This is a genomic window from Allobosea sp. AK1, from assembly GCF_006714945.1.
Taxonomy (GTDB): domain Bacteria; phylum Pseudomonadota; class Alphaproteobacteria; order Rhizobiales; family Beijerinckiaceae; genus Allobosea; species Allobosea robiniae.
On the sequence record NZ_VFMG01000001.1, the window covers coordinates 915,278 to 937,432 of the forward strand.

General features: G+C 66.3%; 23 protein-coding genes. 10 read left to right on the forward strand and 13 right to left on the reverse strand.

The features are described from left to right. Positions 1-6 precede the first annotated feature (6 nt). From FHT98_RS04725 to FHT98_RS04740, 4 genes are all read right to left on the reverse strand, one after another. Positions 7-411, reverse strand: a complete 405-nt coding sequence (locus FHT98_RS04725) for a GtrA family protein (RefSeq protein WP_142112771.1) — start codon at positions 409-411, stop codon at positions 7-9. A gap of 40 nt (positions 412-451) precedes the next feature. Then, positions 452-1,759, reverse strand: a complete 1,308-nt coding sequence (locus tag FHT98_RS04730) for a hypothetical protein (RefSeq protein WP_142112773.1) — start codon at positions 1,757-1,759, stop codon at positions 452-454. A 144-nt stretch (positions 1,760-1,903) separates the two neighbouring features. After that, positions 1,904-2,965 carry a class I SAM-dependent methyltransferase gene (locus FHT98_RS04735; protein WP_142112775.1) on the reverse strand — a complete coding sequence of 354 codons (1,062 nt, stop codon included), beginning with the start codon at positions 2,963-2,965 and terminating at the stop codon, positions 1,904-1,906. Between the two features lie 118 nt (positions 2,966-3,083). After that, on the reverse strand, positions 3,084-3,452 hold the full coding sequence (locus tag FHT98_RS04740) for an ArsR/SmtB family transcription factor (RefSeq protein ID WP_082617545.1): 369 nt from the start codon (positions 3,450-3,452) through the stop codon (positions 3,084-3,086). Between the two features lie 151 nt (positions 3,453-3,603). On the opposite strand from FHT98_RS04740, the gene FHT98_RS04745 reads away from it, so the two are divergent. The 3 genes from FHT98_RS04745 (at position 3,604) to greA (ending at position 8,854) form a co-directional block, all read left to right on the forward strand. After that, the gene (locus tag FHT98_RS04745; protein WP_142112778.1) at positions 3,604-4,818 is read left to right on the forward strand and encodes an MFS transporter; all 1,215 of its coding nucleotides are present in this window, start codon (positions 3,604-3,606) and stop codon (positions 4,816-4,818) included. A gap of 142 nt (positions 4,819-4,960) precedes the next feature. Beyond that, positions 4,961-8,278 (forward strand): carbamoyl-phosphate synthase large subunit, encoded by a 3,318-nt coding sequence (gene carB, locus FHT98_RS04750; protein ID WP_142112780.1) that lies wholly within the window; start codon positions 4,961-4,963, stop codon positions 8,276-8,278. A 102-nt stretch (positions 8,279-8,380) separates the two neighbouring features. Then, a complete protein-coding gene (greA, locus tag FHT98_RS04755; protein ID WP_142112782.1) occupies positions 8,381-8,854 on the forward strand; it encodes a transcription elongation factor GreA in 474 nt (157 codons plus the stop codon). Between the two features lie 117 nt (positions 8,855-8,971). On the opposite strand, the gene FHT98_RS04760 is transcribed toward greA, so the two are convergent. Further along, entirely contained in the window at positions 8,972-9,583 is a 612-nt protein-coding gene (locus FHT98_RS04760) for a MarC family protein (RefSeq protein ID WP_200959664.1), read from the reverse strand. A 178-nt stretch (positions 9,584-9,761) separates the two neighbouring features. On the opposite strand from FHT98_RS04760, the gene FHT98_RS04765 reads away from it, so the two are divergent. After that, positions 9,762-10,253 (forward strand): hypothetical protein, encoded by a 492-nt coding sequence (locus FHT98_RS04765; protein ID WP_142112784.1) that lies wholly within the window; start codon positions 9,762-9,764, stop codon positions 10,251-10,253. Between the two features lie 11 nt (positions 10,254-10,264). On the opposite strand, the gene FHT98_RS04770 is transcribed toward FHT98_RS04765, so the two are convergent. After that, entirely contained in the window at positions 10,265-10,729 is a 465-nt protein-coding gene (locus tag FHT98_RS04770) for an Lrp/AsnC family transcriptional regulator (protein ID WP_142115676.1), read from the reverse strand. Positions 10,730-10,790: 61 nt separating this feature from the next. Between FHT98_RS04770 and FHT98_RS04775 the strand changes: the two genes are divergently transcribed. The 3 genes from FHT98_RS04775 (at position 10,791) to FHT98_RS04785 (ending at position 13,888) form a co-directional block, all read left to right on the forward strand. Continuing rightward, entirely contained in the window at positions 10,791-11,801 is a 1,011-nt protein-coding gene (locus tag FHT98_RS04775) for a mitochondrial fission ELM1 family protein (protein WP_082617547.1), read from the forward strand. A gap of 87 nt (positions 11,802-11,888) precedes the next feature. Then, positions 11,889-12,854: a thioredoxin-disulfide reductase gene (gene trxB / locus FHT98_RS04780; protein ID WP_142112786.1), complete on the forward strand. Its 966-nt coding sequence runs from the start codon at positions 11,889-11,891 to the stop codon at positions 12,852-12,854. A gap of 143 nt (positions 12,855-12,997) precedes the next feature. After that, the gene (locus FHT98_RS04785) at positions 12,998-13,888 is read left to right on the forward strand and encodes a LysR family transcriptional regulator (protein ID WP_061969317.1); all 891 of its coding nucleotides are present in this window, start codon (positions 12,998-13,000) and stop codon (positions 13,886-13,888) included. Positions 13,889-14,452: 564 nt separating this feature from the next. Here FHT98_RS04785 and FHT98_RS04790 read toward each other — a convergent pair. From FHT98_RS04790 to FHT98_RS04815, 6 genes are all read right to left on the reverse strand, one after another. Next, on the reverse strand, positions 14,453-15,004 hold the full coding sequence (locus FHT98_RS04790) for an NADPH-dependent FMN reductase (protein ID WP_061969319.1): 552 nt from the start codon (positions 15,002-15,004) through the stop codon (positions 14,453-14,455). 126 nt (positions 15,005-15,130) lie between these two features. After that, positions 15,131-15,706, reverse strand: a complete 576-nt coding sequence (locus tag FHT98_RS04795) for a methylated-DNA--[protein]-cysteine S-methyltransferase (RefSeq protein WP_061969321.1) — start codon at positions 15,704-15,706, stop codon at positions 15,131-15,133. Between the two features lie 90 nt (positions 15,707-15,796). Next, positions 15,797-16,753, reverse strand: a complete 957-nt coding sequence (gene msrP, locus FHT98_RS04800; protein WP_142112788.1) for a protein-methionine-sulfoxide reductase catalytic subunit MsrP — start codon at positions 16,751-16,753, stop codon at positions 15,797-15,799. Positions 16,754-16,857: 104 nt separating this feature from the next. Continuing rightward, positions 16,858-17,967: a 3-isopropylmalate dehydrogenase gene (gene leuB / locus FHT98_RS04805; RefSeq protein WP_142112790.1), complete on the reverse strand. Its 1,110-nt coding sequence runs from the start codon at positions 17,965-17,967 to the stop codon at positions 16,858-16,860. Positions 17,968-18,074: 107 nt separating this feature from the next. Then, the gene (locus tag FHT98_RS04810; RefSeq protein ID WP_113584633.1) at positions 18,075-18,464 is read right to left on the reverse strand and encodes a RidA family protein; all 390 of its coding nucleotides are present in this window, start codon (positions 18,462-18,464) and stop codon (positions 18,075-18,077) included. A 77-nt stretch (positions 18,465-18,541) separates the two neighbouring features. After that, a complete protein-coding gene (locus FHT98_RS04815) occupies positions 18,542-19,726 on the reverse strand; it encodes a lytic murein transglycosylase (RefSeq protein WP_142112792.1) in 1,185 nt (394 codons plus the stop codon). Positions 19,727-19,861: 135 nt separating this feature from the next. Here FHT98_RS04815 and FHT98_RS04820 point away from each other — a divergent pair, with 135 nt between their 5' ends. Genes FHT98_RS04820 through FHT98_RS04830 form a run of 3 tightly spaced genes read left to right on the forward strand, consistent with a single transcriptional unit; the run spans position 19,862 to position 20,871 of the window. Beyond that, the gene (locus FHT98_RS04820) at positions 19,862-20,122 is read left to right on the forward strand and encodes a SemiSWEET family sugar transporter (RefSeq protein WP_142112794.1); all 261 of its coding nucleotides are present in this window, start codon (positions 19,862-19,864) and stop codon (positions 20,120-20,122) included. Between the two features lie 51 nt (positions 20,123-20,173). After that, complete coding sequence (locus FHT98_RS04825) at positions 20,174-20,530, forward strand: DMT family protein (RefSeq protein WP_142112796.1); 357 nt, start codon at positions 20,174-20,176, stop codon at positions 20,528-20,530. A 38-nt stretch (positions 20,531-20,568) separates the two neighbouring features. Continuing rightward, the gene (locus FHT98_RS04830) at positions 20,569-20,871 is read left to right on the forward strand and encodes a hypothetical protein (RefSeq protein ID WP_142112797.1); all 303 of its coding nucleotides are present in this window, start codon (positions 20,569-20,571) and stop codon (positions 20,869-20,871) included. Between the two features lie 7 nt (positions 20,872-20,878). On the opposite strand, the gene FHT98_RS04835 is transcribed toward FHT98_RS04830, so the two are convergent. Then, a complete protein-coding gene (locus FHT98_RS04835) occupies positions 20,879-22,012 on the reverse strand; it encodes a PQQ-dependent sugar dehydrogenase (protein ID WP_142112799.1) in 1,134 nt (377 codons plus the stop codon). Between the last annotated feature and the right edge of the window lie 143 nt (positions 22,013-22,155).

Genomic DNA, 22,155 nt, shown 5'->3' on the forward strand with positions numbered 1-22,155 from the left:
ATCGCCTCACGCCGCCCTGTCCGCGAAGCTGAAGAATTTGTGGCCGAGGAAGGAAAACACCATCACCACGCCCGTGGTGACCAGTTGCATCGGCAGATAGGGCAACCCTGCCCGCGCCACGAACAGATGCATCAGGATGCCGGTGAGCACGAAGCCGCCAGCCGCGATCAGGGCGAAGCGCCAGCCGGCCTGGGCATGGCTGCGGGTCGCATCGAAGGTCATCCAGCGATTGAGCGCATAGGACACCAGCGCGCCGACGATGAAGCCGGCGAGCGTCGCCGGCACGGGATCGATGCGGCCGAGCTCGACCAGCCCGATCAGCACGCCGTAATGCGCGACCGCGGTCAGCCCGCCGGCCAGGACATAGGCGGCGAGCTGGCGAAACTGGCGCGGATACTGGCGAAGCGGCATCCGCGCTTCCTAGAGGATGCCGTGGGTTCGCGGAAGCCCGTCAGCCGGCGTCGCTGCCAGCCAGATTGGCCGGCATGCCACCGACGGGCATGTCGAGCCCCTGCTTCAACGTATCCAGATGGAATTCGCGAATGCGCCCATTGGTCGGATCGCTGACGAAGGCGCTGCCGCCGATCACGGCAAGGCTCGGCACCGGCGTCTTCGCACCATAGGCGCAATCGAAGGCGGCAACGGCATCGAAGGCCGCAAGCTCCTTCCAGGACGGCGCGATCTCGTAAATCCGGAGCTTGCCGTCCGGCGTCAGATTGGCGAGCCGGCCGCCATTACCGCTAAGTTCGAACTGGCAGGCAGCCTGCCCGCCCGGCACCGCCAGCACATCGTCCGCCTTGAGCGCCTTTGCATCCGGATCGATCCGCAGCAGCGCGTCATACGGCGCCTTCAGCCCGTAATTGCCGACAAGATAGCGCCCGCCCGCCCGCGACTTCAGGGCGCTGACACGGCGCTCGTCGGGATAGCCGAGCTTGCGCCCGCTCCATGCCGCGGCGGTTCCCTGCCCGGCCTTTGCCAGCACGAGCAGGCCACCGCCCTCGCCCTCGGCGCAGCCGAAAACATGGCGCCCCCGCGCTTCGGCCGAGCCGTGGAAGAGCTTGCAGGAGGCATCGGGCTTTCCGGCATCGTCGAACAGCGCGATCCGCTTCCAGTCCATGCCCCGCTCAAGAATCTCGAAGCCGTTGGGTCGCGAGGAGGCGCTGCGGTCGTCGCCCCTGGCATAGGCCGGATTCGGGATCGACATCAGCCATTGCCGGTTGCCCAGCGGCACCGCGATGCCGTGCTGCGGCGCCGGGCTCGGCCAGACCGTGACAGCAGGCTTGTCCTTGGCGAGGCTGTCGATCGCGACCAGCACCGCCCTCGGCTCGCTCTTGCCCTCCCAGGGCCGCAGCCCGTCGAAGAACAGCGCGAGCTGGCCATGGCCGGAGAGCACATGCGCCGGCCGGTCCCCCTTCACGGCGAAATCGAGCAGCTTCGGCGGCGCCTTGTCGAGATCCACATGGTCGCCATGCGATTCCGCGATCAGCCCGCTGTCGAGGATACCAAGCGTGCCGGCCTCGTCCCCGGTCTTCACCACGACATAGCGCCCGCCGGAGACGCCGGCGAAACCGGGATTGGCCTTCGGCACGTCGAAGCTGTGCGTGACCTCGCCGCTGTCGAGATCGAGGATGCGGACGACCGGCTTCTCGTGATCGGCGAAGATCAATCGCCCGCGCAGCGGCGCATGGTCATGGGCGAAAGCCGTGGAGGCGAGCAGGCAGCCGGCGAGGCCAGCGGCAGCGAAACGGAAGGAAGGCACGGGAAGCTCCAAGGCAATAATGCAATGATATAACATTGCATCAACATCTCGAGAACTCAACCCACTGCCGCGCTCCCACAGTGGACAATGCCGATATGGCCGGCGCGCTCCGGCGCCGGCGCGCCCGCTGTCAATCAGGCAGCCTCAGGCCCTGACCTCGAACACCATGTTGAACGGCGTCTCGGTTGCGCGGCGGAAATGCTGGAAGCCCGCATCCATCGCGACCTTGCGCAGCCGCATCTCGCCGGCTTGCGCGCCTAGCCCCAGCCCGACCTCCTGCGAGAGCGAGGCCGGCGTGCAGATCATCGTCGATGCCCCGTAGAAGATCCGCCCGACCGGGTTGAGGTTGTCCTTGAGATGATCATGCGCGAAGGGCTCGACGATCATCCAGCTCCCGTCCTTGGCCAGCGACTCCCGCACATGCTTTCCTGCCCCGACCGGGTCGCCCATGTCGTGCAGGCAGTCGAACATCGTCACGAGATCGTATTTCCGCTCCGGAAAGTCCTTGGCCGAGGCGCGCTCGAAAGTGATGCGATCGCCGACGCCGGCCTTTTCCGCCGCCTCGCGCGCCCTCTCGATCGACGGCCCGTGATAGTCGAAGCCGTGGAAGCGCGATTGCGGATAAGCCTGTGCCATCAGGATGGTGGAGGAGCCGTGCCCGCAGCCGACATCGGCGACGGTCGCCCCGCGTTCGAGCTTGGCCTTGACGCCATCCAGCGCCGGAATCCACTCCGCCGTCAGATGCGCATTGTAGCCCGGACGGAAGAAGCGCTCGGTTCCGCGGAACAGGCACTTGCTGTGTTCGTGCCAGCCAAGCCCCGAGCCGTTGCGGAAGGCCTCCTCGACCTTCGGCTCGTCGAGCCACATCGACTGGATGATTTCGAAGGCCCCGGCGAAGAAGGCCGGGCTGTCCTCCTCCGCGAAGGCCATGGCTTGCTCCGGCGAGAGACTGAAGCTGTCGCTGCCTTCGTCATAATCGACATAGCCGGCCGAGGCCTGGCCGGCGAGCCATTCGCGCAGATAGCGCTCCTTGAGGCCCGTCTTCTGCGCCAGCTGTTGGGAGGTGACGGGCTCGCCATCGCCCATGGCCTTGTAGAGGCCGAGCTGGTCGCCCAGCACGATCAGGGCGCCGGTGACGGAAGCTCCGACATCACCAACGAGACGCTCCACCAAAGTATCGAGTTTCTGAGAGTCGGCAGCACGCATGGCCATCCTCCTCGGGTTCGGGCGTGGCCGGTGCCGTATCGCGAACCGGCTCGACGCCATCGCGGAAACGATGACGTTAAACCTGTCCGGATACCTGTCAACGAGGCGACGTCTGTCCCTACGCCTCGTCGCTGCCGGAAAGCCATTCCGGCCCGAGACGCGGCAGATTCGGGTCCCGCCTGGCGGTCTCGATCACGCTGGCGATGAGCCCCGGGAAGCGCTGGTTCAACTCGTCGCGCCGGATGCTGAGATAGCGCGAGGTCCCCTCCACCCGCATGCGGGTGATCCCGGCCTCGCGCAGCTTGGCGAAATGGTACGAGAGCAGCGAGGGCGAGGCGAGCGCGGTGAAGTGGCTGCAGCGCGCCTTGTCGACTTCGCTGACCTCGGCCAGCGCGACGAGGATGCCGAGCCGGATCGGGTCGGCCAGCGCGGCGAACACGTCGGCGGGCGCGACATCCTCGATATCGGGGTGAAAAACCGGCTTCATGGCCTCCGAGATAGGCGATGCGACCGCTCCTGACAATATTCAACATTCATTGAAATTACCCTTGTGGTAATTGCGAGGCAGGTTTATTTCAACGACCCTTGAATTTCGAACCGTGCTTTCGAAACAGCGATCATCCGCAAGGATCATTCCCATGGATACGCGCCTTCTCTCGCTCGCCGGCGGCGCCTTCGCCATCGGCACGGGCAGCCTGATCGTCACCGGCATCCTGCCCCATCTCGCCTCCGGCCTCTCCGTCTCCGTCGACACAGCCGGCCTGCTCATCTCGATCTTCGCGCTGGCCTACGCCATCGGCTCGCCGATCCTCTCCACCGTCCTCGGCGATGCCGACCGCAAGACCGTACTGGTCGGCGCGATGACCGTCTTCGGCCTCGCCAATCTCGGCGCCGCCTTCGCCAACGACTTCTGGGTGGTGATGGCCGCCCGCATCGTGATGGCATTCGCCGCCGGCGTCTTCATGCCCGCCGCCAATGCGGTCGCCGTCGCGGTCTCCGCCCCCGAGCGGCGCGGACGCGCCATCGCGCTCGTCACCGGCGGCATGACGGTATCGCTGATTCTCGGCATACCCATCGGCACGGCCGTGGTCGGCTTCGGCGGCTGGCACCTCGCCTTCCTGATCGTGGCGGGCTTGAGCGCGCTCTCGCTGGCGGGCCTTCTGGTCAAGCTGCCCAAGGGCCTGCCGCACAGCACCAACACCTTGCGCGAGCGGCTTGAGGTCGCGGGCCGCGGCGACGTGCTGCTGGCGCTCGCAACGACCATGCTGTGGACCACTGGCGCCTTCGTTCTCTACACCTATATCGCCCCCTTCCTGACCAACCATGCCGGCATCGCCGGGCCCTGGCTCGCAGCGACGCTCGTCGTCTCCGGCATCGGCTCGGCCATCGGCAACCAGCTCGGCGGCATCGCCAGCGACCGCTTCGGCCCCGAACGCACGCTCACCGTCGTGCTGACGATTCTGGCCGCGGCGCTCGCCACCGCCTCCATCATCGCGGTCGGGCTGCCGCCGGCGCTGGCGATCTGGCCGATTCCCTTCGTGCTGCTGGTCTGGAGCGCGGCGGGCTGGGCCGGCCACCCCTCGCAGATGTCGCGGCTGGCCGCGATGGCACCGGACGCCGCCGTGGTCGCGCTCTCGCTCAACGCCTCCGCGCTCTATTTCGGCATCGCGGCCGGCGCGGCGCTCGGCCAGCAGGTGATGCGCCATGCCGGCACCTGGCCGCTCGGCTTCGTCGGCGCCGCCTGCGAGGTCGCAGCGCTCGCCGTGCTCGTCATCGCGATGCGGCGCAAGCGCCGGCAGCCCCGTCCGCTGGAGATCGATCTCGTCATCCCCGCACCAAGGCCTGTGCGTTGAGCAAGGGGGGAAGCGCTTTTAGCTTTCCCCTTCCGCCTTCGCCGTCTATAGCGAGCGCCTAGCATTCATTCAGACGCTCGCATGGCTCCGCTCGCCCGACCGGAGCGGCCTTGCGCGCGCCTGCCCAAGACCGGTCGAGATCATGCCCAAGCGCACAGACATCAAGTCCATCCTGATCATCGGCGCCGGCCCCATCATCATCGGACAGGCCTGTGAGTTCGACTATTCCGGCACCCAGGCCTGCAAGACGCTGAAGGCCGAGGGCTACCGGATCATCCTGGTCAACTCGAACCCGGCGACGATCATGACCGATCCGGACCTGGCCGACGCGACCTATGTCGAGCCGATCACGCCCGAGATCGTCGCCAAGATCATCGAGAAGGAGCGCCCCGACGCGCTGCTGCCGACCATGGGCGGCCAGACCGCGCTGAACTGCGCGCTCTCGCTCAAGAAGATGGGCGTGCTCGAGAAGTTCAACGTCGAGATGATCGGCGCCACCGCCGAGGCGATCGACAAGGCCGAGGACCGCGAACTCTTCCGCGAGGCGATGACCAAGATCGGCCTCGACACGCCGCGCTCGCACCACATCAAGACGCTCGGCCAGGCGCTCGACGCGCTTGAGGATATCGGCCTGCCCGCGATCATCCGCCCGTCCTTCACCATGGGCGGCACCGGCGGCGGCATCGCCTACAACAAGGGCGAGTTCATCGACATAGTCGAGCGCGGCATCGACGCCTCCCCGACCAGCGAGGTCCTCATCGAGGAAAGCGTGCTCGGCTGGAAGGAGTATGAGATGGAGGTCGTCCGCGATAAGGCGGATAACTGCATCATCGTCTGCTCGATCGAGAATTTCGATCCGATGGGCGTCCATACCGGCGATTCGATCACCGTCGCCCCGGCGCTGACGCTGACCGACAAGGAATACCAGATCATGCGCGACGCCTCGCTGGCGGTCCTGCGCGAGATCGGCGTCGAGACCGGCGGCTCGAACGTCCAGTTCGCGATCGATCCCGCCACGGGGCGCATGATCGTCATCGAGATGAACCCGCGCGTCTCGCGCTCCTCGGCGCTGGCTTCCAAGGCGACGGGGTTCCCGATCGCCAAGGTCGCGGCGCGGCTTGCCGTCGGCTACACGCTGGACGAAATCGAGAACGACATTACCGGTGGCGCGACCCCGGCCTCCTTCGAGCCGACGATCGACTATGTCGTCACCAAGATCCCGCGCTTCGCCTTCGAGAAATTCCCGGGCTCCGAGCCGACGCTGACCACCGCGATGAAGTCGGTCGGCGAGGCCATGGCGATCGGCCGTACCTTCCAGGAATCGCTGCAGAAGGCGCTGCGCTCGCTGGAGACCGGGCTCGACGGCCTCGACGAGATCGAGATCGAGGGCTACGGCAAGGGCGACGACCGCAACGCCATCAAGGCGGCGATCTCGACGCCGACGCCGGACCGCATCCTCCAAGTCGCCCAGGCCATGCGCGCCGGCTTCAGCGACGAAGAGATTCACGAGAGCTGCAAGATCGACCCGTGGTTCCTCGCCCAGATGCGCGAGATCGTCGAGACCGAGGAGAAGATCCGCAAGATCGGCCTGCCGTCCACGCCCGGCGCCTTCCGCCAGATCAAGGCGATGGGCTTCTCCGACAAGCGCCTCGCCGCCGTTTCCGGCCAGACCGAAGCGGAAGTCCGGACCCTGCGCCGCGCGCTTGAGGTCCGCCCGGTCTACAAGCGCATCGACACCTGCGCGGCCGAGTTCGCCTCGCCGACCGCCTATATGTATTCGAGCTACGCCATGCCCTTCGCCGGCAAGGCCGCCGACGAGGCCAATCCCTCCGACCGCAAGAAGATCGTCATTCTCGGCGGCGGGCCGAACCGCATCGGCCAGGGCATCGAGTTCGACTATTGCTGCTGCCACGCCTGCTATGCGCTGCGCGATGCCGGCTACGAGACCATCATGGTCAACTGCAACCCCGAGACGGTCTCGACCGACTACGACACCTCCGACCGGCTCTATTTCGAGCCGCTGACGGCGGAAGACGTGCTCGAGATCCTCGAGACCGAGAAGCAGAACGGCACGCTGATGGGCGTCATCGTCCAGTTCGGCGGCCAGACCCCGCTGAAGCTCGCCAACGCTCTGGAAGAGGCCGGCATCCCGATCCTCGGCACCTCGCCTGATATGATCGACCTCGCCGAGGACCGCGATCGCTTCAAGCGCCTGCTCGACAAGCTGCACCTCAAGCAGCCGAAGAACGGCATCGCCTACTCGGTGGAGCAGGCTCGCATCATCGTCTCCGAGCTCGGCCTGCCTTTCGTCGTGCGCCCGTCCTATGTGCTCGGCGGCCGCGCCATGGCGATCATCCGCGACGAGGTCCAGTTCGAGGACTACCTGCTCGGCACCCTGCCCTCGCTGATCCCCTCCGAGGTCAAGGCCAAGTACCCGAACGACAAGACCGGCCAGATCAACACGGTGCTCGGCAAGAACCCGCTGCTGTTCGACCGCTACCTGTCGGATGCGATCGAGGTCGATGTCGACTGCCTCTGCGACGGCAAGGACGTCTTCGTCGCCGGCATCATGGAGCATATCGAGGAAGCCGGCATCCATTCCGGCGATTCGGCCTGCTCGCTGCCGCCGCGCTCGCTCTCGGCCGAGGCCATCGCCGAATTGGAACGCCAGACCAAGGCGATGGCGCTCGCGCTCGACGTCGGCGGCCTGATGAACGTCCAGTACGCCATCAAGGACGGCGATATCTACGTGCTCGAAGTGAACCCGCGCGCCTCGCGCACGGTGCCCTTCGTCGCCAAGGTGATCGGCGTGCCCGTGGCCAAGATCGCGGCGCGCGTCATGGCCGGTGAAAGCCTCGCGAGCTTCAACTTGAAACCGCCGAAGCTCGCCCATGTCGGCGTCAAGGAGGCTGTCTTCCCCTTCGCGCGCTTCCCCGGCGTCGACGTCCTGCTCGGGCCGGAGATGCGCTCGACGGGCGAGGTCATCGGCCTCGACCGCTCCTTCGACACGGCCTTCGCCAAGAGCCAGCTCGGCGCCGGCTCGAAGGTGCCGGTCAAGGGCACGGTCTTCGTCTCCGTGCGCGACGAAGACAAGCCGCGCATCCTGCCGGCGGTCCGCATCCTCGCCGATCTCGGCTTCCGCATCCTCGCCACCGGCGGGACGCTGCGCCACCTGCAGGAGCAGGGCATCGCGGCCTCCAAGATCAACAAGGTCCTGGAGGGGCGTCCGCACGTCGTCGACGCGCTCAAGAACGGCGAGATCCAGCTCGTCTTCAACACCACCGAGGGGCCACAGGCTCTTGCGGACTCGCGTCCGCTGAGGCGCACCGCCCTCTTGCACAAGGTGCCCTATTATACCACCTTGGCAGGCGCGATCGCGGCGGCGGAGGGCATCAAGGCCTATTGCAGCGGCGATCTCGAAGTACGATCCTTGCAGTCGTATTTCGAACGCGCGGCCTGACAGGCCGTTCGTCGCGAATTCGGATATTGAGCGGAAGCGCGGGAACCGGCGGTCGATATGCCGCCGGTGGGCCGCGCTTTCGGAGCTTATGGGACGGAAAGAATGGAAAAGGTTCCGATGACCGCGGGCGGCTTCGCTGCCCTGGAGGCCGAGCTGAAAGACCGTCAGCAGGTCCAGCGCCAGCGCATCATCACCGCGATTGCCGAAGCGCGCGCGCTGGGCGATCTCTCCGAGAACGCGGAATATCACGCGGCCAAGGAAGCCCAGTCGCTCAACGAGGGCCGGATCATGGAACTCGAATCGCTGATCGGCCGCGCCGACATCATCGACGTCTCCAAGCTCGGCGGCGAGACCATCAAGTTCGGCGCCACGGTCAAGCTGATCGATGACGATACCGAGGAAGAGAAGAGCTACCAGATCGTCGGCGAACCGGAATCGGACGTGAAGTCCGGCAAGGTCTCGATCGGCTCGCCGATCGCGCGCGCGCTGATCGGCAAGAAGGTCGGCGATTCCGTCCAGGTCAACACGCCCGGCGGCGGCAAGTCCTACGAAGTCGTCAGCGTCATCTTCCGCTGAAATTAACGTCATTCTCGGGCGAAGCGCAGCGCAGACCCGAGAATCTCATGAAAGGGAGGCATAGGAGCCTCCTTCGGCCAGAGATGCTCGGGTCTTCGCCCGAGCATGACGGCGCTTCTACCCCGCCAGCACGACCCGCATCGCCTTGATAATGCCGTCCACGGCGACGCTCGCCAGGATCAGCCCCATCACGCGGCTGATGACGCTGGCGCCGGCATTGCCGATCACCGCGATGATCCGCGAGGCGCAAAACAGCAGCACGAGCATGAGCGCGAAGATGATCGCGATCTGGCCGATGGTCTCGGCCTGCTCGGCGAGGCTGAACTTCGAATTGTCGGTCACGGTCATGACGGTCAGCATCGCGCCCGGACTGGCAATGCTGGGGATGGCCAGCGGGTAGACCGCCTTTTCGAGATCCGAGGAACGCAGCAGCTTCTGGTCCTCCTCCAGCTTCGATTCGCCGAAGATCATCGTCAGCGCGAACAGGAACAGCACGATGTTCCCGGCGATCTGGAAGGAGCTCAATTCGATATCCATCGCCGACAGCAGCACCTGGCCGAGCAGGATGAAGAACAGCAGCACGAGGAAGGCGACGAGTGAGCCGTGCAGTGCGATGCGCCGCGCAGCAGAGGCGCTCAAGCCCGCCGTGACCGCCAGGAAGACCGGCAAGGTCCCGATCGGGTCGATCACGACCCAGAGCTTCACGAACTCCGTCAACCAGCGATCCACGATAGCGCCCCCTTGTCTGCCGCGCGCGACGGACCGCGCGTCTCCCCCGCCTCGATAGGCCGCATTTCGACACGACTTGGCAACCACCCCCGGGCATGATCGGCGCGAAGACCGCGGCCATGGACTATCGCCGCTCCGCACCTACATTGAAGCGACAGGCTTTTTCGGAGATCCGACCATGATGACGCGTCGACATGTTCTGGCGTCCGCGCTCGGCGCCACCGCGCTGGCCCTGGCGCCGGCCATTTCACCCGCAGCGGCTCAGGGGGCTGCCGTCGGCACCATCCGGGTCGAGGCCCTGCCCTCGGTCGTCGAGGCGTGGGGGCCGAACCTGCCGATGGTGAAGGCCGAACTGGCGAAAACCCTGACCGAGATTCTGGGGCCGACACTGCAGCGTGGCGCCGGCACCCGGCTCGTCGTCACCATCGGCCGTCTCTGGCTCGCCAGCGATATCCGGGGCGGTCGCTTCTCAGGCGCCAGCGACGATTATCTCGAAAGCACGGCTACGCTCTACGACCGCAGCGGCCGGCCGCTCGCCAGTTACCCGATCCGCTCCACCGAATCGTCGAGCGGCGCCGGCAATCCGCAAGTGGCGGATGTCGACCCGCTTCGCCTCAGGGCGCTCGCCCGCAACAATGCCTGGTGGATCAGGCACTACCTCGCGGGCTGAGGACGCGGCTGTCAGCCGAAGGGAACGATCGGTTCGTCCTTGACCCGGTCGAGGGCGAGCGCGGTGCGGACATTGCGGACATTCGGCATCGCCGTGAGTTCGGCGACAAAATCCTGGAAAGCCTTCAGGTCCGCCGCGACGCATTTCAGGGCGAAGTCGATATCGCCCGAGAGCGTCCAGCACTCTCGCACCGTCGGCCAATTCCGAATCCGCTCCTGGAAGGCGATGAGGTCCGCCTCGGCCTGGCTCGCCAGATGCACGAAGGCAAAGCAGACCACCTCGAAGCCGAGTTTCCGCTCGTCGAGATCGGCATGGTAGCCGCGGATCAGCCCGGCCTCTTCCAGCGCGCGCACGCGCCTGAGACAGGGCGGCGGCGAGATGCCAACGCGGCTTGCCAGCTCGACATTGGTCATGCGCCCATCGGCCTGGAGTTCGCGCAGGATGCGCAGGTCGATATCGTCGAGTTTGGGGCGCAACGAACATTCCCGCGTGAAGGTCGCGCTGGTGTAGACGGCGCGGCCAAGCGATACAAGGCGCATGCCACGAGCCCAGACCGCCATGCACGACAATCCGGAGCCGACCGTCTGGGTCCTCACCGACGGCAAGGCCGGCGACGAACTCCAGTGCCTGGGCGTCGCCGAACGATTGGGCGTCGTACCCGAAATCCGCCGGGTGAAACCCCGCCGGCCCTGGGCCTGGCTGATGCCGCGCGGGCCGATCGACCCGCGCGAGGCGCCGGACCGCCCGGCAAGCCCGCTCAAGCCCCCCTTCCCCGACATCGCCATCGCGTCGGGCAGGCGTGCCGTCGCCTATCTGCGCGCCCTGAAGCAGGCCTCGAACGGCGCGACCTACACCGTCTTCCTCAAGGATCCGCGCACCGGCCCCGGCACGGCCGATCTGATCTGGGTCTCCGGCCATGACCGGCTGCGCGGCGACAACGTCCTGGTTACTACGACCTCGCCGCATCGCCTGACGCCCGAGAGGCTCGCCGCCGCCCGCGCCGCGCCGCCTGCGGCCATCGCGAGCTTGCGCAAGCCGCGTGTCGCGGTGCTCGTCGGCGGCGACAGCCGGCATCACCGCTTCACCCCGGCCGATAGCGAGCGCCTGGCAGAGCAGCTCGACGCGCTCGCCCGAACGGGCGTGAGCCTGATGGGCTCGCCCTCGCGACGCACCTCGCCCGCTCTGGCAGCAGCCGTCGCTGCCGTCTTCACCCGCCATAGCGGGTGGTGGTGGGACGGCACGGGCGAGAATCCCTATCTCGCGCTGCTCGCCAATGCCGATGCCGTGGTCGTGACGGCTGACTCCACCAACATGATCGGCGAGGCGGCGGCAGCGGGCGTGCCCGTGCTGGTCTTCGAGCCCACAGGCGGCCATCCCAAGATCGCGGCGCTGGTCTCGGCGCTGGAACGCGAGGGCGTTGTGCATCGCTTCTGTGGACGCCTTGAAGGCGAGGCTTACGAACCGATAGACTCAACGCCGATCATAGCCGATGCGATACGGCAAGGCTGGCTGCGCCACCGGGCGGCATTGGGGTTCACGGGCTCCTGAACCGGGCCGCTCTTGTTTCGGTGCTACGCCTGCGTATCTGACGGATCGAGACTGCGGCTCCAAGCCCGCAGGAGAGGAACTGAGACGATGGCCCATACCCACGCCCGCGTCATGATCGTCGGCTCCGGCCCGGCCGGCTACACCGCCGCGATCTACGCTGCCCGCGCCATGATGGAACCGGTGCTGATCTCCGGCCTGCAGGCTGGCGGCCAGTTGATGATCACCACCGATGTCGAGAACTATCCGGGCTTCGCCGACGTCATCCAGGGCCCATGGCTGATGGAACAGATGCGCGCCCAGGCCGAGCACATGGGCACCCGCATGGTCTCCGACCATATCGCCCGCGTCGACCTCTCCCAGCGCCCGTTCCGGCTCTGGGGCGACGGCGGCGAAACCTATTCCTGCGACGCGCTGATCATCGCGACTGGCGCCCAGGCCAAGTGGCTGGGCCTGCCCTCCGAGCAGGCCTTCCAGGGTTTCGGCGTCTCGGCCTGCGCCACCTGCGACGGCTTCTTCTTCCGCAACAAGGAGGTCGCCGTCGTCGGCGGCGGCAACACCGCCGTGGAAGAAGCGCTCTACCTCGCCAATCTCGCCAGCAAGGTCACCCTGATCCATCGCCGCGACAGCCTCCGGGCCGAGCGCGTGATGCAGGAGCGCCTGTTCAAGCACCCGAAGATCGAGGTGGTCTGGGACAGCGAGATCGCCGAGATCTGCGGCGGCACCACCCCGCCCAACGTCACGCATCTGCGCCTGAAGAACCTCAAGACCGGCTCCGAGAGCGAGCTTAAGACCGACGGCGTCTTCATCGCCATCGGCCACAAGCCGGCGACGGAGCTCTTCGTCGGCCAGCTCGCCATGAACGAATCCGGCTATCTCGATGTCGAGGCCGGCACGACCCGGACCAATGTCGAGGGCGTCTTCGCCGCCGGCGACGTCACCGACGAGCATTATCGTCAGGCGGTGACGGCAGCCGGCCTGGGCTGCATGGCCGCGCTCGATGCCGAACGCTGGCTCGCCGCCAGCGCGCTGGATCGCCGCGAAGCAGCGGAATGAAGCCTTTGGCGCAACCCATCACTGACTCTGATGGGTTGCGTCACCAGATTCACGGCGAATAACGCAGACTTCTGCCACACAGACATTGACGCACCACGCCTTTATCCCCCATCATGCAAAAAACGCATAGCGGGGGAAGCGCGGTGGATTGGGACCGCATTAGAATCTTTTATACGGTCGCGGAGTCAGGCAGCTTCACAAAAGCTGGCGATGTTCTCGGCTTGAGTCAATCGGCCGTCAGCCGGCAGATCGGGGCGCTCGAGCGAGAGCTGCGCGCGCCCTTGTTCCACCGGCATACGCGCGGCCTGATCCTGACCGAGCAGGGTGAGTTGCTCTGGCGAGCGGCGCGCGAGATGACGCAGCGGCTGGAGCGGACACGCTCGCAGCTCTCCGAGACGCGCGAGCATCCTTCGGGCGAGCTCAAGGTCACGGCGACGCGCGGCCTTGGCGGCCACTGGCTGACGCCTCGCCTTGCCGAGTTCCTGGATCTCTATCCCGACATCAGGGTCGAGCTCATCCTCACCGACGAGGAACTCGACCTGTCGATGCGCGAGGCCGATATCGCGATCCGCCTGCGCCAGCCGCAGCAGCCGGACCTGATCCAGCGCAAGCTCTTCACGGTGCATTTCCATGTCTACGCCTCGCCGGCCTATGTGAAGCGCTTCGGCGAGCCCAAGAGCTACGACGATCTCGACAACCACCGCATCCTCTCCTTCGGCGGCACCTCGCCGTCCTATCTGACGGCGGTGCACTGGCTCGGCACCATGGGGCGCGACCAGCGCAATCCGCGGCCGATCCATCTGACGGTCAACAATATCACCGCGATGAAGCGCGCGGTGGATTCGGGCGCCGGCATCGCCGTGCTGCCGGATTACCTGATCGAGACCGGCTCGCCCCTCGTGCAGTTGATGCGCGAGACCGAGATGCCGCAGCTCGAAAGCTATCTGGTCTATCCGGAGGAGATGAAGTCGGTCGCCCGCGTCCAGGTCTTCCGCGACTTCCTCATCCAGAAGGCCCAGCGCTGGACCTACTGATTTCGCCTGTCTCCGCGAAGAATCGGGCGCCGCAAGGCGCCCGATTTGATTCTGGCGGTTTTGTGACCATTCCCGCGTTTCGCATGCGCCATATTCGGACAGTTCGCCTGAAAACTGTTCAGGAGCGGACGAAATGCCGGTTTTCGCGGGACCTGCAACTTTCCCGCGCAGGCCTCATCCTGCAATGAACGCATATTTCTCAATCATTTAGGCTCAAATTCACGCCATCTGCCCTTGGTTCATGCAGTCACTGCATGGCGGACCCAAGATATGTTGCATTGCAAAACGGCAGGTCATGCCCGATATTGAACTCACGGTTGTTCGAAACGGGCTCCGCAATCTCCTCCCGGCGTTGAGTTCGTTTCAGCCGTTCCCCTCTGAGATGTTTGGCGGTTTCGCCAGATGTTTCAAACTTTTAAAGCCGGCTCCCCTCGGGGACGCCGGCTCTTTTTTGCGTGAAGGCTGGGATCTCCGTCAGCCTGCCTGCCTCCCGACATCCCCGGAAATGAGAAAGGCGCCGCCCAGAAGGGCGACGCCTTGGCGGCAGCGCGACGTTGGCGTCGATCAGGCGGCGAGCTTGCCGGCGATCTGGGCGAAATTGTCGATGAAGCCCTGCAGGAAGCCGCGCGTGGCCTCGTTGGTGACGTTGTGCTGGGCGTCGACCAGATCGTCCTTGAAGGTGACGAAGACCTGGCCACCCACGACGACTCCGGCGAGGTTGGTCAGGATCATCCGCAATTCGTTCTGGGAGACGGCCGTGCCGACGGCGCCCCCGCTGGTGCCGGTGACCGCGACGGTCTTGCCCGCCCAGGAATTCTTGCCATAGGGGCGCGAGGCCCAGTCGATGGCGTTCTTGAGCACCGCGGGAATCGAGCGGTTATGCTCGGGCGTGACGATCAGGATCGCGTCGGCCGCCTCGATCTCGCGCTTCAGGCGCAGGGTCGATTCCGGCCGGTTCGGCTCCAGGTCCTGGTTGAACATCGGCAGGTCGTCGATCTGGATGATGGTCGCGTCGAAGGCGCCGGCGCTCAGCTTCACCAGCGCCTCGGCCAGCTTGCGGTTGATCGATTCGCGGCGGTTGCTGCCCACGATGACGGCGAGCTTCAGTTTGGCCATGATAGTCCCCAGTGGAGGGTGGAAAGGCCGGAACAGTAGAGGCCGCGCGCCCGAGCGCGCAAGCAGCGGGGCTGCAAGGAGGACATTGCGCGATTTCAAGCTGCGAGGCCGGAGGCCTCCCACTCATCAGTGTCGCCCGGGCCGGGCCGCCAGCGGCAGGGCATCGAACAGGCTGGGCTCGGCGCTGGTGCGCGCCTTCTCGATGGTCAGGATCCTGAGCTTGATCTCGACGCCGCCCTCGGCCGAAAAGCCACCGGTCTTGCCCCCTGCCGCCAGAATGCGATGGCAGGGCACGATGATCGGCCAGGGATTCTGGCCGAGTGCGACGCCGACGGCCCGCGCCGCGCCGGGGTCGCCGATACGCTGTGCCACCTCGCCATAGGTCAACGTCTCGCCATGCGGGATGGCGAGCGCGACCTCGTAGACCTTGCGATTGAACTCGGAGACGTTCTCCAGCGCCACCGGCAGATGGGAGAGGTCGCGCTTCTCGCCGTCGAACAGCGCGCGAATCCCGGTCACGGCTTCCGCGACGAAGCCTTCAGCCTCCGTCTCGTCAGCCTCGGGGAAGCGCCGCTCCAGGCGCTTGCGGGCGGCCGCCTCGTCGCGCTCGGGCAGTTGCGCGCCAATGAAGCGCTCCCCTTCCCAGACAACGGCACAGGGGCCGATCGTGGTTTCGAACAGATGGAAGTGCTGGTTGGCCATGCTCGACTCGTGTCGTTCCGGCTTGGAATGACACGAGGTCTAGCACGACAGCGGCAGGAGACGGCACCCGAAACCTGCCGAGGCCTGCCCTCACATGAAGAGCTTCTCGCCCTCCAGCCCCTTGTAGAGCCCGGCGACCTGCTCGCCATAGCCGTTATAGATCTGCGTCGGGCGCCGCTCGCGCGAACCCAGAATCTGCTCGCTCGCCTGGCTCCAGCGCGGATGCGGCACGGCCGGGTTCACATTAGCCCAGAAGCCGTATTCCGAGGCCTGCAAGCCCTCCCAGAAGGTCTTCGGGCGCTCGGCGACGAAGCTGATCTTGCGGATCGATTTCACCGATTTGAAGCCGTATTTCCACGGGGTGATCAGGCGGATCGGCGCACCGTGCTGCGTCGGCAGCGGCTTGCCGTAGATGCCGGTGACCAGCAGCGGCAATTCGTTCGTCGCCTCCGCGATCGTCAGCCCCTCCGTATAAGGCCAGGGATACCAGCGCTGGTTCTGCCCCGGCGCGACGCGCGGGTTCATGAAGGTCTCGAAGCGGATATATTTCGCGCCCGAGAGAGGCTTCGCCAGCGCAACGAACGAGGCGAGCGGAATGCCGGTCCACGGCACTGCCATCGCCCAGGCTTCGACGCAGCGGAAGCGATAGAGCCGCTCCTCGATTGGCAGCTTGCGGACGAGGTCGTCGAAACCGATCTCGAAAGGCTTCTCGACGAGGCCGTCGACCTGAATATTCCAGGGACGTGTGGCGAGGCGCTTTGAGGCGTCGACGATATCCTTCGACATGCCGAATTCGTAGAAATTGTTGTAGTTCGCCGCGTCCTCTTCCGCCGTCTGCGGCACGCCGAGCACATAGGCGGCGTTGCGCTTGGCCGGGTAGAGATCAACAGTCGGATCGGCTGACTGCGCCGCGGCGACACCCGGCAATGCCGCTCCTGCGATCAATCCAGCGCCTGCGGCCATCAGCTGGCGGCGGTTGAGGAACACGCTCTCGGGCGTGGCCTGGTTTTCCGGCATGTCCCAGCCGGCACGGCGTTTGATCAGCATGACGGACATACTCCGTTTTCGTTGGCGGTTGTTAGGCCACGAAAGCGGGGTAACGGCAATTCACGAGGGAGAGAGAATTTCTCTCCCTCGTCACGTCCGGTAGATCAGCCGCGCGCTTCCAGCGCCTTGATGATCGCCTCGCCCATCTCGCTGGTCGAGACGGCGTTGGCGCCCGGCGCCGCGATGTCCTTGGTGCGGGTGCCGGAGCCCAGCACATCGGCGATCGCGCCTTCGAGCCGGTCGGCCGCCTCGCCCGCGCCGAACGAGTAGCGCAGCGCCATGGCAAAGGAGCCGATCATCGCGATCGGGTTGGCGAGGCCCTTGCCGGCGATGTCCGGGGCCGAGCCATGGACGGGCTCGTAGAGCGCCTTGCGCTTGCCCGTGGCCGGGTCCTCGGCGCCGAGCGAAGCGGAGGGCAGCATGCCGAGCGAGCCGGTCAGCATCGCCGCCACGTCCGACAGGATGTCGCCGAACAGGTTGTCGCAGACGATGACGTCGTACTGCTTCGGCCAGCGCACGAGCTGCATGGCGCAGTTGTCGGCGAGCACATGCTCCAGCTCGACATCCTTGTATTCGGCCGCATGCAGCGCGGTGACCGTCTGCTTCCAGAGCACGCCGGTCTTCATGACGTTATGCTTCTCGGCCGAGGAGACCTTGTTGCGGCGGGTGCGGGCGAGCTCGAAGGCGACCCGGCAGATCCGGTCGATCTCGGGCGTGGTGTAAACCTGAGTGTCGATGCCGCGCTTCGAGCCGTCCTCCAGCGTGACGATCTCCTTGGGCTCGCCGAAATAGACGCCGCCGGTGAGCTCGCGCACGATCAGGATGTCGAGGCCCTCGACGACCTCGGGCTTGAGCGAGGAGGCCGAGGCCAGCGCCGGATAGCAGATCGCGGGCCTGAGGTTTGCGAACAGGCCGAGATCCTTGCGCAGGCGCAAAAGGCCGGCTTCCGGACGGTGCTGATAGGGGACGTCGGCCCATTTCGGTCCGCCGACCGCGCCGAACAGCACGGCGTCGGCGTCCTGCGCGAGCTTCATGTCGCCTTCGGAGATCGCCTGCTTGTGCGCGTCATAGGCCGCGCCGCCGACAAGGCCCTTCTCGATTTCGAAGGAGCCGAGGCCCTGCTTCCCGAACCAGGAGACGATCTGCTCGACCTGGCCCATCACCTCGGGGCCGATGCCGTCGCCGGGGAGCAGCAGGAGCTTGTGGGTCGCCATGGATCGCCTCGCCTCGTCGCGTGTTTGCGTTGGCGGGTGATTACGAGGGCTGCAGCGCGCGCGCAAGCGCCGCGATGCAGCCCTGCCCTGTTCGGAGCGTGGCGCCCTCAGGCCTTCGGCAGGCGCGCCGTGACCTCGATCTCGATTTTCATTTCCGGCTTGAGCAGCCCGGCCACGACGTAGATGCCTGCAGCGGGCCTGATCTCGCGGAAGAATTCCCCGCAGACGGCGAGCACCGGCTCGCAATAGCTGCGATCGGTGACGAAATACTGCGCCCTGACGGCATGGGCGAGCGAGGAACCCGCCTCCTCCAGCACGGTTCCGATCGTGCGGAAGATGTTGCGCGCCTGCTCTGCCGCATCTTCCGGCAGGGTCATCGTGGCATAGTCATAGCCGGTCGTACCGGAGACGAAGACGAGATCGCCGTCGATCACGGCACGCGAATAGCCGAAACTGCGCTCGAAGGGCGAGCCGGTGGAAATCAGGCGGCGGGTCATGGCGTCTCCGGAGGCTTCAGATGCGGCGGGAAGGCTTTTCTCAAGCCCTCCCGCGACGCCACCCGTTTTCTGCAAGGTCAGACTCGCCCGCCCTTGAGCGCGCGCAAAACCTTCTCGCCCGGCCGCCCGGTCTGGGGCATGCCGATCTTCGCCTCGATCTCCTTGATCGCAGCGCGCGTCAGCGAACCGACCGCGCCATCCGGCTCACCGACATTGTAGCCGCGCGCGATCAGCAGGCGCTGGAGCTCGCGGCGCTGCTCGCGCGACAGCGGCAGGTCGTCGGTCGGCCAGTTGCCCTGCACGCCCGGCCGGCCGCGCAGGCGGTCGGACAGGAGCGAGATGGCGAGCGCGTAGGAATCCGCGCCGTTATAGCTGTAGGCGGCGTCATAGTTCTTGAAGACGAGGAAGGCCGGCCCGTTGCGCCCCGCCGGCATCAGGAGCCCGGCATTGCCATGGCCGTCGAGCCGCGAGCCGTCGTATTTCACGATGCCCTGCGCCGCCCAATGCGACAGCGGACGCTTCGGATTGCGGCCGGCCGCGCCGCGATAGCCGTCCGGCACGCGCACCTCGTAGCCCCAGGCCGCGCCGGTGACCCAGCCGGCCTTGTCCATGAAATTCGCGGTCGAATGCAGCGCGTCGGGGATCGAATCGACGAGGTCGCGCCGGCCGTCGCCATCGCCGTCGACACCGAGCCTGAGATAGGTCGAGGGGATGAACTGGGTATGCCCGAAGGCGCCGGCCCAGGAGCCGAACAGCCGTTCGGGCCTGACGTCGCCACGCTGGATGATCTGCAGCGTCGCGATCAGCTCGCCCTTGAAGAAGGCGTTGCGGCGCGGCGCCAGGCAGGCGCCCGTCGCGAGCGATTGCACCAGCGGCCATTTGCCACGCGCCTTGCCGAAATCGCTCTCGACGCCCCAGACGGCGGCGATGGTGTGGCGGTCGACGCCGAAGCGCCGCTCGGCGGCGGCAAAGACGGAGGCGTATTGGCGCAGCATCGAGCGGCCCTCCGCGACCTTCTCCTCATCGACCAGCGTGCCGAGATAATCCCAGATCGGCGTCTTGAACTCCGGCTGGTTGTTCATGGCCTCGATGATCTTCATGTCCGGCTCGACGCCGGCCATGGCCCGGTCGAAGGTCGCGCCCGAGACGCCCTTGGCGGCGGCGGCCGACCGCAAGCCATTGAGGCAGGACTGGAAGCCGCCCTGCGCCGAGGCGGCGGAGGCAAGGAGGATGAGGGGCAAGGCCAATGTGATTGCGCGCATGGGTCTCCACCGAATCGCTTGAAAGACGCGAAACTAGGCCGCTGTGGTTAAGGGAGGTTAACCATCGAGAATGGCGGCACGAAGAAGCGAATCCGGCTATGGGGGAGCCAGCATCCCTTCCGCGATTCGCCCGCCATGTCGCCAGCCGCCATCGAGCTCCTCGGTTTCGCCGCCGCCACGCTGACCAGCCTGTGCTGGTTGCCGCAGGCCTGGCGGACCATCCGCACCCGCGATACGCGTGCGATCTCGCTGTGGACGCAAGGGCTCTTCGCCACCGGCACCGCGCTTTGGCTGAGCTATGGCATCCAGATCCTGTCCTGGCCGGTCATCGCGGCCAATGCGCTGACCCTGCTGCTCGTTCTCGCCATCATCACCATGAAGCTGCGCTTCGGCTGAACGCCGGGACGCATCCAACCTATTCCCACCGCCGCGCAGAAGGCCTCCGGCATGCCCTCGCTCTCAATGGCCCATCTCCTGCCGATCGCCATGCTGTTCGGCTCGAACATCTTCATGACCTTCGCCTGGTACGGGCATCTCAGCTACAAGAGCACGGCGATCTGGCTCGCCATCCTCGCGAGCTGGATGATCGCCCTGCCGGAATACATGCTGGCCGTGCCGGCAAACCGCATCGGTTCCGCCGTCTACTCCGCGGCCGAGCTCAAGACCATGCAGGAGGTCATCACGCTGACCGTCTTCGCCGGCTTCTCGGTGTTCTGGCTGAAGGAATCGCTGACCTGGAGCCATGCGGTCGGCTTTGCCCTGATTGCCGCCGGCGCCTTCTTCATCTTCCACGCCAAGACCTGAGCGCCACGCCTCACTTCTCTTCGATAGGACCGACTGCCTTGCAAAAGACGGCACTGATTTTCTGCGGCCTCGTGCTCGCCCCGACTACAGCCCTCGCCGGCCCGACCTGCAGCCCGAGCGACGAGAACGCGCGCATCCTCTCCGCGGCTTCGCCGAGCGCCGTCCATCGCAACTGGCAGGGCGGCAAGCAGGTCGGCTACGGCTGGTCGCTCCAGGTCGAGCGCAGCGCCCATGACGCCGCCGGCACCGAATACTATGTCGGCGATCTCTACGATCCGAACGGCAGCCTCGCGACCCGCAAGGTCTTCGTCATCGAGCGCGAATGGGACTGCGGGCCGTGACCGGCGCCTAGCGAGCCGGCCGCACCCGCAGCACCTTTCCGTCGGCATCGTCGCTGAGCAGGTAGATAAAGCCGTCCGGTCCCTGGACGACGTCGCGGATGCGCGTGCCGATATCGGTGAGCAGGCGCTCCTCGCCCGTCACCTTCTCGCCCTCGGTGGAGAGCCGGACCAGCATCTGCCCGGCGAGTGCTCCGACGAAGAGCGAGTTCCTCCAGGCCGGCCAGACCGGCCCGGTATAGAAGGCGGCGCCGGACGGCGCGATCGACGGATCCCAGTAGAACAGCGGCTGCTCCATGCCGGGCTTCGCCGTGCCCTCGCCGATCTTCGCCCCGGAATAGTCGACGCCATAGGTGATGACCGGCCAGCCATAGTTCAGCCCGGCCTTGGGCGTGTTGACCTCGTCGCCGCCGCGCGCCGCGTGCTCCGCGGTCCAGAGCTGCCCGGTCTCGGGATGCAGCGCCGCGCCCTGGACATTGCGATGGCCGATCGACCAGTTCTCCGGCGCCCAGCCGTCTTTCTTCGGGTTGTCGGTCGGTGCCCCGCCCTCCGGCCGGATACGGATGATCTTGCCGATATGATTGGCCGGGTTCTGTGCCTGGTCGCGCTGGCTGTAGCGATCGCCCACCGTGACGAAGAGCGCGCCCGTGCGGTCGAAGACGAGGCGCGAGCCGAAATGCATGTTGGAGCTGATCGTCGGCATCTGCCGGAAGATCACCTCGACGGCCGTCAGCGCCGTGCCCTGCTCGTTCAGCCGGCCCCGCGCGACACTGGTGCCGTTGCCGCCCGAGCGCGGCTCGGAAAAGGAGAGATAGACGAGGCGATTCCGGGCGAAGGCGGGATCGAGCGCGATGCCGAGCAGACCGCCCTGCCCGCGCGCCATCACGCTCGGCAGGCCGGTGATCGGCCGTGAGAGCTTGCCGTCGGTCTCGACGAGCCGCAACCGGCCCGGCCGCTCCGTGACCAGCATGCGTCCATCCGGCAGGAAGGCGAGGCCCCAGGGGTTTTCGAGCCCGCTTGCGACGGTCTCGACCGAAAGCTCCCCGGCACTCGAGGGGTAGCGCTTCTGGGCAGCCGCAGGCAGCGTCAGGCCCGCGACCAACAGGGCCGTCCCGAGCACCCCAACCCGTCGCAACCGCCGCATGGTCCGCTCCTCGCTTCATCCGATCGACAGATCGGAGATAGAGGGGAACGCTGCCGATCGCCAAGCCGTTGCAGCCAACTCACGACGAAGTGAGGCGATCGGCGCGGCCATCCCGGCCGGAGCGATGCGCCAGCCGGGATGTT